The sequence below is a fragment of the Erwinia sp. genome (genome assembly GCF_031978025.1).
In the GTDB taxonomy this organism is placed as follows: Bacteria; Pseudomonadota; Gammaproteobacteria; order Enterobacterales; family Enterobacteriaceae; genus Erwinia.
This window is the reverse complement of record NZ_DALZCD010000124.1, coordinates 1-12,264: the sequence shown is the minus strand read 5'-3', so window position 1 is coordinate 12,264 and position 12,264 is coordinate 1. Positions and strand designations below refer to the sequence as shown.

Annotated in this window: 12 protein-coding genes and 1 pseudogene; 5 read left to right on the top strand and 8 right to left on the bottom strand. The window is 56.5% G+C overall.

Annotated features, from left to right (window positions below):
* Positions 1 to 135 precede the first annotated feature (135 nt).
* The 4 genes from RTK32_RS11685 to RTK32_RS11670 form a co-directional block, all read right to left on the bottom strand.
* Complete coding sequence (locus tag RTK32_RS11685; protein WP_312044111.1) at positions 136 to 738, bottom strand: dienelactone hydrolase family protein; 603 nt, start codon at positions 736 to 738, stop codon at positions 136 to 138.
* Positions 739 to 857: 119 nt separating this feature from the next.
* Positions 858 to 1,769 carry a LysR family transcriptional regulator gene (locus RTK32_RS11680; RefSeq protein WP_312044108.1) on the bottom strand — a complete coding sequence of 304 codons (912 nt, stop codon included), beginning with the start codon at positions 1,767 to 1,769 and terminating at the stop codon, positions 858 to 860.
* 69 nt (positions 1,770 to 1,838) lie between these two features.
* Positions 1,839 to 2,801: an alpha/beta hydrolase gene (locus tag RTK32_RS11675; RefSeq protein WP_312044106.1), complete on the bottom strand. Its 963-nt coding sequence runs from the start codon at positions 2,799 to 2,801 to the stop codon at positions 1,839 to 1,841.
* Between the two features lie 93 nt (positions 2,802 to 2,894).
* Complete coding sequence (locus tag RTK32_RS11670) at positions 2,895 to 3,500, bottom strand: TetR/AcrR family transcriptional regulator (protein WP_312044103.1); 606 nt, start codon at positions 3,498 to 3,500, stop codon at positions 2,895 to 2,897.
* A gap of 114 nt (positions 3,501 to 3,614) precedes the next feature.
* Between RTK32_RS11670 and RTK32_RS11665 the strand changes: the two genes are divergently transcribed.
* Positions 3,615 to 5,447, top strand: coding sequence for an ABC transporter ATP-binding protein (locus RTK32_RS11665; RefSeq protein WP_312044101.1), 1,833 nt, complete (start codon positions 3,615 to 3,617; stop codon positions 5,445 to 5,447).
* A 27-nt stretch (positions 5,448 to 5,474) separates the two neighbouring features.
* Here RTK32_RS11665 and RTK32_RS11660 read toward each other — a convergent pair whose 3' ends face one another.
* The 3 genes from RTK32_RS11660 to RTK32_RS11650 form a co-directional block, all read right to left on the bottom strand.
* Entirely contained in the window at positions 5,475 to 6,602 is a 1,128-nt protein-coding gene (locus RTK32_RS11660) for a GNAT family N-acetyltransferase (RefSeq protein ID WP_312044099.1), read from the bottom strand.
* 100 nt (positions 6,603 to 6,702) lie between these two features.
* Positions 6,703 to 8,079, bottom strand: a complete 1,377-nt coding sequence (locus RTK32_RS11655; RefSeq protein ID WP_312044097.1) for an MFS transporter — start codon at positions 8,077 to 8,079, stop codon at positions 6,703 to 6,705.
* Between the two features lie 309 nt (positions 8,080 to 8,388).
* Positions 8,389 to 9,288: a LysR family transcriptional regulator gene (locus RTK32_RS11650; RefSeq protein WP_312044095.1), complete on the bottom strand. Its 900-nt coding sequence runs from the start codon at positions 9,286 to 9,288 to the stop codon at positions 8,389 to 8,391.
* A gap of 204 nt (positions 9,289 to 9,492) precedes the next feature.
* Here RTK32_RS11650 and RTK32_RS11645 point away from each other — a divergent pair, with 204 nt between their 5' ends.
* The 4 genes from RTK32_RS11645 to RTK32_RS11630 all read left to right on the top strand — a co-directional run bounded on the left by RTK32_RS11645 (position 9,493) and on the right by RTK32_RS11630 (position 11,828).
* Positions 9,493 to 9,825, top strand: a complete 333-nt coding sequence (locus RTK32_RS11645; RefSeq protein ID WP_125289360.1) for a helix-turn-helix domain-containing protein — start codon at positions 9,493 to 9,495, stop codon at positions 9,823 to 9,825.
* Between the two features lie 28 nt (positions 9,826 to 9,853).
* Positions 9,854 to 10,084: a hypothetical protein gene (locus RTK32_RS11640; protein ID WP_312044092.1), complete on the top strand. Its 231-nt coding sequence runs from the start codon at positions 9,854 to 9,856 to the stop codon at positions 10,082 to 10,084.
* A 94-nt stretch (positions 10,085 to 10,178) separates the two neighbouring features.
* Positions 10,179 to 10,685, top strand: coding sequence for a TIGR00645 family protein (locus tag RTK32_RS11635; RefSeq protein WP_312044090.1), 507 nt, complete (start codon positions 10,179 to 10,181; stop codon positions 10,683 to 10,685).
* A gap of 246 nt (positions 10,686 to 10,931) precedes the next feature.
* Positions 10,932 to 11,828: an alpha/beta hydrolase gene (locus RTK32_RS11630; RefSeq protein ID WP_312044088.1), complete on the top strand. Its 897-nt coding sequence runs from the start codon at positions 10,932 to 10,934 to the stop codon at positions 11,826 to 11,828.
* A 23-nt stretch (positions 11,829 to 11,851) separates the two neighbouring features.
* Here the strand turns inward: RTK32_RS11630 and RTK32_RS11625 are convergent.
* A pseudogene (locus RTK32_RS11625) lies at positions 11,852 to 12,264 on the bottom strand (type I pantothenate kinase); the annotation flags it as partial.

The following is a 12,264-nucleotide window of genomic DNA, read 5'->3' as shown; positions in this document are numbered from 1 at the left end:
CCGATAACCGCGCCAGCATCGCTCTGCATGAGAAAAAAGGCTTTACGCTGGCGGGCACGTTGAACGAGGTCGCCTGGAAGTTTGATCGCTGGCTGAATCTTGCCTTTTACCAAAAGCGGCTGAACGACAGCCCGGTCAGGCCAGACACGTCGCGATAAAGTCGCTGGCACCGCGCGCTCCGCGGGCTGAAATAGTATGGCCAACCGAAGCGTCAAACTGGATACTGACCTTTGCGCCCAGCTCGCGTAACTGTCTGGCTGCCGCTTCGCTTTCCGCACAGGGAACCACGCTGTCGGCCATACCGTGGATCAGCATGATCGGCGTTTCCGTCGGCATTTCATAAGGCAGCGGCGAGGCCAACCTGCCGGAAAAAGCGACCACGCCCGCTACCGGCCAGCGGCCGGATACCACCGCATCCAGCGCCATGATGCTGCCCTGAGAGAAACCGACCAGCACCACGTTATTCAGGCGATCCTGCATCTGATGGACGGCCAGAATAGCGGCAAGCTGGTTGTCGAACGCTTGCCGTGCGTGATAAACCCGCTCTGCACGGTTGGCTGGCGTGACGCCGCTCAGGCTAAACCATTGGTAGCCGGCGCCGTGTTCAAAAGGAAAGGGCGCATCGGGACTGGTAAACGCCACACTCGGCAGGCCTTCGGCCCAATGCGCGCCCAGTCCGGCCAGATCTTTACCGTTGCTGCCGACACCATGCAGTAAAATAATCAATCCTTTCGTCACGGGGCTTCTCCTGTTGAGCCGTCCTCCGGTGTGGAAACGGTTTCACTCAAGGCTACACCGATCCCGGCAGGATGATAATCCCTTGCTCAGCGCGGATATTCTTTCCGAAATGGAACGAATCACCAGCCACGATCCCACTCCGCCTCGCCCGCATAATGCACTTCCAGAAACTCCGTTAGCGCGCGTACCTTGTGCGCCAGATGGCGCGCGGGGGGATAAACGGCGTACAGGCCCAGCGGGGGCATTTCATACTGACGGAACAGCGGCACAATTATGCCGCTACGCAGCTGATTTCCGGCGATAAACGTGGGCATTCGGGCAATGCCCAATCCGGCCGCCGCCGCGCTCAGGCAGGCTTCAGCATTGGAAAAACGTAGCCTCCCCTGAACCGCTACCGACAGAACGCGTTCGCTGCCGTCGCGAAACTGCCAGTTCAGAGGCTCGCGAAAATTGGTATCGATAATGCAGTCGTGCTGCGCCAGCTGGCGCAAATCTTCTGGCGTGCCGTGCGTGTGCAGATAACTTTCACTTGCCGCCACGATAATACGAATATCGCTCAGCCGCCGCGCGATGAGGCTACTGTCACTGAGCCTGCCAATACGCAGCGCGACGTCGAACCCCTCATCCACAATATTGACCGTGCGGTCGGCGAAGCTGACGTCCAGCTCAATTTCCGGATACTCTTTGGCAAAGGCGATCAGCACCGGCGCCAGGCTAGTGGTGCCGAAGGTCAGCGGCGCGGTCAGTTTCAGACGGCCTGAAGGCTTGCCAGAAGCATGGCGTACCGAGGCATCCAGCGCGTCAAAGTCGTCAAGAATGCTTTTGATACGATCAAAATAAGCCTGACCTATTTCCGTCGGGAAAAGCGCTCGGGTGCTGCGCTTCAGCAGCTGCACGCCCAGCTCGCTCTCCAGGCGGGAGATGAGTTTCGACGCCTGCCCGCTGCTGGTGCCCATACGTTCTGCCGCGGCGGCAAAGCTTCCCAGTTCCATTACCGCTACCAGCATACGATCACAATCAAGCCGTTCCATTTCCGCCCCTTTGCCTCGGTCTTTGTTGTTATTATGCGCTCGTCGCCAGCGGCTTCCTGTCCGGGCCTGCTAGCAATTGTCTGTTCGGCTCCCTGAGGGTATAAAAAAATCGGCCAGCAGGCCAGCCAGCGTTGCGGGCGCCTCTTCCGGAATATAGTGGCCCACGCCGACAAGGGTGCCGCCTGTTACCTGAACGGCCAGCTGTTGCAGCGTCGTCAGCAGGATATCGCCCACGCTGCCTTCCGCCCCGACAGCCAGTACCGGCATCAATAATTTTTGCTCTGCCCGCAGCCGTGCAGCCGCCAGCGAGGCGGGCGAAAAGCCAGTACGATAGTAGCTCAGCGCCGAGCGTAGCGCGCCGGGAAGCTGATTAACACGGACGTACTCTTCCAGATCGGCTGGGGTAATGCTCCAGCTTTTCAGGGATTTTGCCGCAAACAGCCAGCCGATCAGTTCGCGTTCACGGCCCGCAAACAGCAGCTCCGGCAGATCGTTTAGTCGGTTAAAGGCAAAGTGCCAGCTTTTCACATTGGCTTCGTCAGAAGGAATGCCGGGCGGCGGCGGGGGAGAAATGCCCGGCAGTGCCGCGTCGAACAGCGCCAGCCGTTTCACCTCTTCTGGCCAGTCGGCTGCCAGCGCATAGCCAATCCAGCTGCCGATATCGTGGCAAACAACATCAATCGGGCCCGATTCGTTCAGCCTGAGCGTGGCGATCAGCTCGTGAATATCGCTGGCGGCAGTGGTCATATCGTAGCCGTCGGCGGGATGGGCTGAATCGCCCAGACCACGTGGATCGACCGCGATTACGCGGCGGCCGGCCGCAACCAGCAGCGGCATCACGTAGCGCCAGGCGTACCAGCTTTGCGGCCAGCCGGGCAGCAGCAGGACGGGTTCGCCGCGGCCGCCAGCGACGTAATGAAGCCGAATATCATTGACCTGAACATAATCCTGACGGAATTGCTGCCAAAAACGGGTGGGCTGAAAGGCGGTTATGGCCTGACGGTCGGCCTCGGTGTCGGTAGGAATGCGCATGATAACCTCTTCTTTTGGGGATGATCGTTTCCAAATTGGATGCCAGTTGGCCTGCCGAACGCGCAGGCTCAAAGGGTGTGTAAGAGCGGTTTGTCAGCCGAGCAGCATCAGGGCGTTATTCACCAGCTGCGCCATTTCTTCTGCCGTACGGCCGGTCTTGCCAAGCACGCGCATTCCCTGCGTCAGGCAAAGCAGCATGGCTGCCGTAGCGGGTACGTTCAGGTCGCCAGAAACGGAGCCATCCAGCTGTCCCAGCCGCAGGAACTCGTCAAAGCGCGCTTCGTTGGCATTCAGCGATTGTGTAATGCGGTGCGCCAGTTCATCGTGGCGCGTAGCCAGCTCGACGGCGCAACTCACCACCAGGCAGCCACGCCGTCCGGTTTCGCCCACGCTGCTTTCGCTGTAGTGGCACAACAGCGCCGCCACTTTAGCCCGCCCGTTGGGCGCGACAGCGAGGCGTCGGTTCAGCGCTTCATTGCGCAGCTGCTGATAGCGGGTCAGCGCCGCCAGGAAAATCGCCTGCTTGTCGGCAAAAGCTTTATAAAGGCTGCCCGGGGTAACCTGCATCGCACGGGCCAGCTCGCTGATGGACGTTCCGGCATAGCCCTGCTCGCTGAACAGAGCGATAGCACCGTCCAGAGCAAGATCGGGATCGAATTCGCGCGGGCGCCCCGGCTGGCGTAAAGAGGATGTTTTCATTCTTTCATAATAGGGAATGATCGTTTCCTAATCAAGTCCCATCGCGCTTCGCGTTCGTCACAACGCAGGAAAATGCACTATTATCAATTTTTTGGCTGTAAAAGTGAGCTAGCTATGCTGTATCGCCGCTTTGAGAAACTGATCGATATTTTTCAGGACGCCCCCAGCGACACGCCGCCCAATCGCGTCTGGGCTTTTTACGTCTACTATCTGCGCCAGGTGTGGCAAAGTTTTGCTTTATTGCTGGCGATCGGACTGGTCGCTTCGCTGATTGAGGTATCGCTTTTCCGCTTTTTGAGTTCCATCATTGATATGGTGAACACCACGCCCGCTGGCCGCTTTTTCAGCGAGCACGCCAGCGAGCTGCTCTGGATGGCGGCGGTGGCGTTGATTTTCAGGCCGATTTTCATCGGTCTGCACGATCTGCTGGTGCACCAGACCATCAACCCCGGCATGACCAGTATGATCCGCTGGCAAAATCATAACTACGTGCTGCGCCAAAGCCTGAATTTTTTTCAGAGCGACTTCTCTGGCCGCATCGCCCAGCGCATTATGCAGACCGGCAGCGCGCTACGCGATTCGGCCGTACAGGCGGTGGATGCGCTCTGGCACGTGCTGATTTACGCCATCACTTCACTGGTGCTGTTCGCCGAGGCGGACTGGCGGCTGATGATCCCGCTGCTGCTGTGGATCGTGGGTTATGTCGTCAGCATGAGATATTTTGTGCCGCGCGTAAAATCTCGTTCCGTTGCCTCTTCTGACGCGCGGTCGAAGCTAATGGGCACTATTGTAGACGGTTACACCAATATCACCACGCTAAAGCTGTTTGCCCACAGCGATCTGGAAAAGGCTTACGCGCGTGAGGCTATTGGCGATCAAACGGATAAAACGCGTCAGCAGGGCCGCATGGTGACCAATATGGATGTGGTGGTGACTACGCTGAATGGCCTGCTGATCGTCACCACCACGGGCCTGGCGCTGTGGCTGTGGACGCAGTCGCTGATTAGCGTGGGCGCTATCGCGCTGGCTACCGGGCTGGTGATCCGCATCGTTAATATGTCCGGCTGGATCATGTGGGTGGTCAACGGCATCTTTGAAAATATCGGTATGGTGCAGGATGGGCTACAAACCATTGCCCAGCCCGTGAGCGTCGCCGATAAGCCGCAGGCGCCCGCATTAAAAGTCAGCCAGGGTGAGATCCGTTATGAGCAAGTCGATTTCAACTATGGCCAGGCGCGGCGGGTCATCGACAAGTTGCAGTTGACCATTCGACCTGGCGAAAAGATTGGCCTGATCGGGCCGTCGGGCGCAGGAAAATCGACGCTGGTGAATTTGCTGCTGCGCCTGTATGACCTCGACGGCGGCCGCATAGTGATTGACGGGCAGGATATCGCCCATGTCAGTCAGGAAAGCCTGCGAGCGCAGATCGGCATGATTACTCAGGATACCTCGCTGCTGCACCGCTCAATACGCGACAACCTGCTTTACGGCCGGCCAAATGCCACCGAAGAGCAGCTGCAGCAGGCGATCCATCGCGCAAAGGCCGATGAGTTTATCCCGCTACTCTCCGATCCGCAGGGTCGCGTGGGGCTGGATGCGCAGGTGGGTGAGCGCGGCGTGAAGCTTTCCGGAGGCCAGCGTCAGCGTATCGCCATTGCCCGAGTGTTACTGAAGGATGCACCGATCCTGATTATGGATGAGGCAACTTCCGCGCTGGATTCGGAAGTAGAAGCGGCCATCCAGGAGAGTCTGGAAACGCTGATGGGCGGCAAAACGGTGATCGCTATTGCCCACCGCCTTTCTACTATCGCTAAAATGGATCGGCTGGTCGTGCTGGAAGAGGGCCGTATTGCTGAAATGGGCAGCCATAGCGAGCTACTGGCACAGAACGGGCTGTATGCTCGCCTGTGGCAGCACCAGACGGGCGGCTTCGTCGGTGAGGAGTAAACCACGCGGGCAGCCTCCGGGCTGCCCTTATTCGCTGCCGCGACGGTAAGGCAGCGACTCACGGGCTTCTACCGCCCAGGCCTGCACGCCGGGCCGCTCCTGACGCAGGTAGTCCGCTACCGCCTCAAACAATCCCTCATGCCGTAAATAATGCCAGGATTCGGTGATGACAGGCTCAAAGCCCCGCACCAGCTTGTGCTCGCCTTGTGCACCCGCATCAAAGCGCTTCAGCCCGTGTGCGATAGCGTAGTCCATCCCCTGATAAAAACAGGTTTCAAAATGCAGCCGGTTAAACTCTTCCAGGCAGCCCCAGTAGCGGCCATAAAGCGTTTCGCCGTCCACCAGACAGAAAGCCATCGCGACGGCCTGGCCGTTTTGCGTTGCCAGCACCACGCGTATCGCCTCCGGCATTCTCTCGGCCAATAAACTAAAGAAGCGACGGGTGAGGTAAGGGCGCTGACCGCGCACTGCGTAGGTGTTGGCGTAGCAGGCGTAAACAAAATCCCAGTGCGCTTCACTAAGCTGATGACCAGCCAACCACTCGAAGGCAAATCCCTGACTGGCGACCTGTTCGCGCTCTTTGCGTATCTGCTTGCGCTTGCGTGACATCAGTGTGTCCAGAAAGTCCTGGAAATCGCGATAGCCGGGATTGTGCCAGTGATACTGACAGCCGAGACGTGGCAACCAGTGCGCTTCCGCTGCCACCAGCTCGCGGGTTTGCGCATCGCCAAAATTGATATGGGCGCTGTGCAGCTGACGCTGATGAAGAAAATCGGGAATGTGGTGCAGCAGCTTTGCCGCAAAGGCCCTGTCGCCCAGCAGTCTTGCGCCGGTCACCGGACTGAACGGCACGGCGGCCAGCCATTTAGGATAGTAGGGCAAACCGGCACGCTGGCAGGCGTCTGCCCAGGCATGGTCAAAAACGTATTCGCCCATCGAATGACTTTTGCGATAGCCTGGCAGGGCGGCGCGGATTTCGCCTTGTTCTTCCCACAACAGGTGCTCTGGCTGCCAGCCGGTCCCTTTCCCCAGGCTGCCGCTCTCTTCCAGGGTGCTGAGAAAGGCGTGCCGGAGAAAAGGCTGATCGTCCGGGAGCAAAGCATCCCACTGACTGGCGGGTAGATCGGCCAACTGCGTCAGAAGGGTTAGCGACATAGGGGCACTCCATCTTCATGCGGGCAGGCATTGCCCGATTTACCATGACGCTAAAGTGAAGGTTTTACGCGCGAAGATCAACGTCTTCCCGCGCGGGTCGCTAGAGTCTGCGCACCAAAGGAGCATTGCCGGTCGGGTACGTTTTGTCCTCCAACGTTTCGCCACCGACGCGTTCAATCGGTCCCATCACAAACAGAAAGCAGCAGGCGGCAACAATGCAGTGAGCGCCGACAAAGACCAGGCCAAGGCTGTAGCTGCCGGTCAGCGCAACCAGAAAGCCGAACATAATAGGCGTGACGATCCCGGCAATATTGCCGACGCAGTTAAAAATAGCGCCTGCCAGGCCAACGGCTTCTTTGGGGGCGGTATCGCTGATCACCGCCCAGGTCCCCGCACCGGCGGCCACGCCCTTGCCGTAAAAAGCAAAGGACATAATGGCGATAACCCAGAAGTTACTGTTTACCCCGGCAGCGGCCATCAACGTGGCGGCCATCAGCATGCCGACGATATAAGGCGTTTTACGCGCCCAGGAAACCGACCAGCCGATTCGAATCAGGTAATCAGAGATAATACCGCCGGAAATGCCGCCGGCAAAACCGAACAGGGCTGGCGCAACGGTAGCGAAACCGGCATGCAAAATATCCATGCCGCGAGCCTGCACCAGATACACAGGGAACCAGGTGATAAAGAAATAGCTCAGCGCGATAATGCAGTATTGGCCAATATAGGCACACCACAGCATCCGGTTGGTTAGCAGCTTGCGAAAGGTGGCACCGGAAACAGGGGATTTATCCTTACGTTGCTGCGCCGAATCGATATCAATCAGGCCGCCGCCCGCCACAATATAATCCAGTTCCTGCGGCGACACGCTGCGGTGCGTGCGCGGTTCCTGCATATACCAGAGCCAGACAAAGAAGGCGATAATGCCGATAACGCCGAGGACGAAGAAGGGCCACGGCCAGCCAAATTCGGACACCAGCCAGCCAGAAAGAGGCGAAAAGATGCCAACAGCAAAATATTGTGAGGAAGCGAACAGCGAGGAGGCACGGCCGCGTTCGGCTTTCGGAAACCACATGATGGCGACGCGGGCGTTAGCCGGAAAACTCGGTGCTTCGATCAGCCCCAGCGCAAAGCGCAGCGTAAACATAATCACCAGGGCGCTGGTCAGCCCGGTGGAGAATTCGCCGACGAAGCCCATCGCCAGGGTGGAGAGTGACCAGAGCACCAGCGTGACGCCATACACTCTTTTCGTGCCGAAACGGTCCAGAAACAGACCTCCCGGGATCTGACCTATCACATAGGCCCAGCTAAAAGCCGACAGGACAAAACCGAGCTGGAGGGGCGAGAGGCCGAACTCATCTTTAATCGCACCGCCTGCAATAGATAAAATGGAACGATCCGCATAGGCAATAACGGAAAGAAACAGTATCAGCATTAATATCCACACGCGCACGTGCGATCCGTTTTTAGCAGTCATAGCGCTTACCCTTATTGATTGTCGCTCTGAATACAGGCGCAGAGATGACGAAGCTTGCCGCAGCGGCAGGAGAGAAAGGAAAACGACAGCAGACGTTTTAATCACTATAGGAGGCGGTTTTCGGTCAGGTCATTGTGCTGTTGTCGGGATTAACAGGGGGTTTTTTGCGATACATTCAGAACTATGCACAAGGCAGCTTGAACTCCTTCACATTCCGGCATTTATCCGCGGCGCTTGCCGCGCCGCTTTCCCGGAACGTGCTCTGCGTCTGGTTTTCTTTGCTGACTCTCTTCTATAAGCGGCGTTATATCAGGGATCGATCATAGTTGGTCCGGCGATGCGCAGCACGTTGTAGAACCAGGTTTTTGCGGTGATATCGCCGATTTCAGTATGTGCATAGAGGAAAACTTCCTGATTAGGCACGTGGAAAGGCAGCTCCAGCATCCGCCCATTGCCGCGACGCGCATAAATTCTGGCGGCACTGGAAGGCAGCGTGACCAGCAGATCGCTGGAGGCGATGAGTTCACCCAGCGCGGCGAAATGCGGAACCTCCAGCGCGATTTCGCGCTCCAGCTCAAACTCTTTTAACCGGTCCTCTACAATATGATGGCCGCTGGTGGCAGCGACCACCACATGGCGTTCCTGCATATAGTCATCCAGCGACAGGCTCTCTTTAATCCGCGGATGATCGACATTAAGCAGGCAGACGTAGCGTTCGTAGGCCATCAGTTCACGCTGTGCGGAGGAGACGGACTCATTACGGCTGCACAGCGCCGCGTCGATACGGCCGGTCAACAACCATTCGTCCAGCTTGTGGACATCGACCGGGATCACTTCCAGCTGGATATGCGGCGCCACATTGCGGAAAAGCGTAATCAGTTTTGGTAACAGCAGCAGCTCCCCCAGGTCCGTTAGCGCAAGACGGAACTTGTAGTGCGACGTTTCCGGCGAAAATATGCGGGTTTCCGCCACGGCTTTTTCTATGCCGGTTAGCGATTTTTTAAATACTTTGTAAAGCTGCATCGCGGTTGGCGTGGGTTCCATCCCTTTCCGGCTGCGTTTAAACAGCTCATCGTTAGTTTCGCTGCGCAGGCGGGCAAGCGCATAGCTGGCAGAAGGTTGAGTGATAAAGAGTCGATCGGCGGCCCCGCTAACGCTGCGGGTTTCATAGATAGCGGTAAAAACGCGCACAAGATTAAGATCCAGCATGGCCACCTCTATAGAGACTATCTATTAACGAAGATTAAAATTATCTATTTGAACTATTTTACACTTCTTTATATCCTTCCGGCAAATTTTGATAAGTTACGAATTTTGTTGCATATCTAAATTTAACTAATAAAAACATATAGATATAATATTACATCGTGGAATGGCGGCGTCATATGCAGGTGCCGCAGCAGGAGAAAGTCAGTGAAAGGTGAAATCGTAGACGTCATTATCGACTGGATTGAAGCGCATCTGGACGATGGACTGAATATTGAGGCCGTGGCCGCGCGTTCTGGTTATTCTAAATGGCACTTACAACGTGCTTTTAAAGAGAAAAAAGGCATGACGCTGGGCAGTTTTATTCGCTATCGGCGCCTGGATGAGGCGGCAAAAAGCCTGGTGACCTCCCATAAAACCATCATGACCATTTCTATGGATTTAGGGTTCTCTTCCCAACAATGTTTTCAGCGCGTTTTCAAAAAGCACTTTAACGTGACGCCAAGAGATTATCGTAATCAGCATCGCGAGCTGCACTGAATTCGCGCATCCCTGAATAAACACACCTATGAAAAAATATGCTCTTCTTATTGCGCTGGTCATAAGCGGAAACGGTCTTGCTGCCGTTTCCGTCCGGCCAGCTGGCGTGCAGACGGCTACCCTGTGTGAGCCGGGTTTATGCCTGCAGCCCGTTCGGGCCGGTGATGAACTGGTACGAGGGATGGGCGGCATTGACCGCCAGGCGCGTCGGGTGCTTGAACCCGTATCGGCAGGCATGTTGGTCGATTGGGTGGAATAAATCTGTAAAATTCCCCGACGCCGAGGGGGGCCGTGAAAAATTTAACATTCCATCAGGTATACTACCGCCCGTGTTAACCTGTTTACGGAATGCTATGGAACGTTTCACTGAAAACCTTATTTATGCTTCGCGCTGGCTGCTGGCGCCTGTTTACCTTGGGCTGTCACTGGGCCTGATGGCGCTGGCCATCAAGTTCTTCCAGGAAGTTTTTCATCTGCTGCCTGACGTGCTGGCTATGGCAGAAAACGATCTGGTGCTGGTGCTGCTGTCAATGATTGATCTGACGCTGGTTGGCGGCCTGCTGGTGATGGTGATGCTCTCCGGGTACGAAAACTTCGTTTCCAGGCTGGATATTTCCGAACACAGAGAGAAGCTGAGCTGGCTGGGAAAAATGGATTCCGGATCGCTCAAGAATAAAGTAGCGGCTTCGATCGTGGCGATCTCTTCTATTCATCTGCTGCGCGTGTTTATGGATGCGCGCAACATCCCTGATAACAAACTGATGTGGTATGTCATTATCCACCTGACGTTTGTGCTGTCCGCTTTTGTGATGGGTTATCTGGACGCCATGTCCCGTAAAGATAAAAACGCCACACACTGATTGCCCGTTGCCCGGATTCCCGCCCGGGCAATTTAGCCGCTATTTAGTGCCTGCCGCGAATTTTGCTTGCTACCTGACCAACAAATCGCATAAAAAAGCGATTCTTCTTGCCGATAAAGAAAGAATCGTCCTGTCTCGTCACCTTTTACCTGCCAGTGCCTGGTTTCTGCTTTGCATGACTTAGCGGACAGCACTGTGTCAGCCCGGGCCGCGATGCGTTTATGCAACAGAGGAAAACCATGTCAGATGATTAGTCGACGCCGGTTAATAATGGGAACCGGCGCAGCCATGCTGGCGATGACCGCCGGAAAATTGTTTGCCAGAGAAGACATTATTCCCCTGTGGCCGGAAGAGCCTCCGGGTGGCGGCGGGCCGCGAGGCAAAGTACATATTTCCGCCAATGGCGCCTGGTCAAATATCGTCAGCCCGGCTATCCAGCGCTTTCAGCCGCAGACGCCCAACGGCTCGGCGGTGCTGATCGCGGCGGGCGGTGGCTATCATTGGATCGGCATGGGCGGTGAGGCATGGCCCGTGGCACGTTGGCTGAATGCTCGCGGCTATACGGCCTACGTGCTGAGCTATCGCTTGCCGCATGAAAAATGGCACGCGGGCCGGCTTGCGCCTTTTCAGGACGCGCAGCGAGCGGTCAGGCTGGTGCGGTCGATGGAGAAAAAAGTGCATTTGCTGGGCTTTTCCGCTGGCGGTCACCTGATGGGCATGACGGCGGCCCGCCCGGATTTCGTGACCTATGCGCCGCAGGACACGCTGGATCAGATTGTGCCCGTAGCGGACAGCGTCGCGCTTATCTATCCGGTGATTACGCTGGAGGCGCCTTATACCCATACGCGTACACATAGCGAGATCGTAGGGAAAAATGCTTCGCCAGCAGATGAGGCCGGGTGGTCGGTAGAAAATTACGTCACGCGTCGCTTTCCGCCTACCTTTCTGGCTCAGGCAGAAGACGACCCTACCTCAAACCCGCACAACACGCAGATTATGCATGATGCCTGTCGGCGCATGGGGGTGTCGGTCGAGCAGATCAAAATAACCCGAGGCGGTCATGGTTTTGGTTTGGGAAGGGCAGGGTCGCCTGCGGCTATCTGGGATGAGGCCTACGCTATCTGGCTGGCGGGACGTCGATAAACGTCCCGGCGCCTTCCGGTCGGCTATTTTCTGAGCCGTACCCGATCGACCGCATGGTCGGTGCTTTTGGTCATAATCAGGCTGGCTCTTTCGCGAGTAGGTAGGATGTTCTCTTTCAAATTCATAAGGTTAATCTCTTCCCACAGCTGCGTAGCGATCCCTACCGCCTCGTCTTCAGGCAGCTTCGCATAGTGATGGAAGTAGGAATCCGGATCGGTAAACGCGCCCTGACGGAACTTGAGAAAGCGATTAATGTACCAGCGGCGAAGCAGATCTTCCGGCGCATCCACATAGATAGAGAAATCCACGAAGTCAGAAACGAAAACGTGATGCGGATCGTGCGGATAATCCATGCCGCTTTGCAGCACGTTCAGCCCTTCCAGAATGAGGATATCCGGCTGCTGCACAACCTTGTCACCGTCGGGGATCACATCGT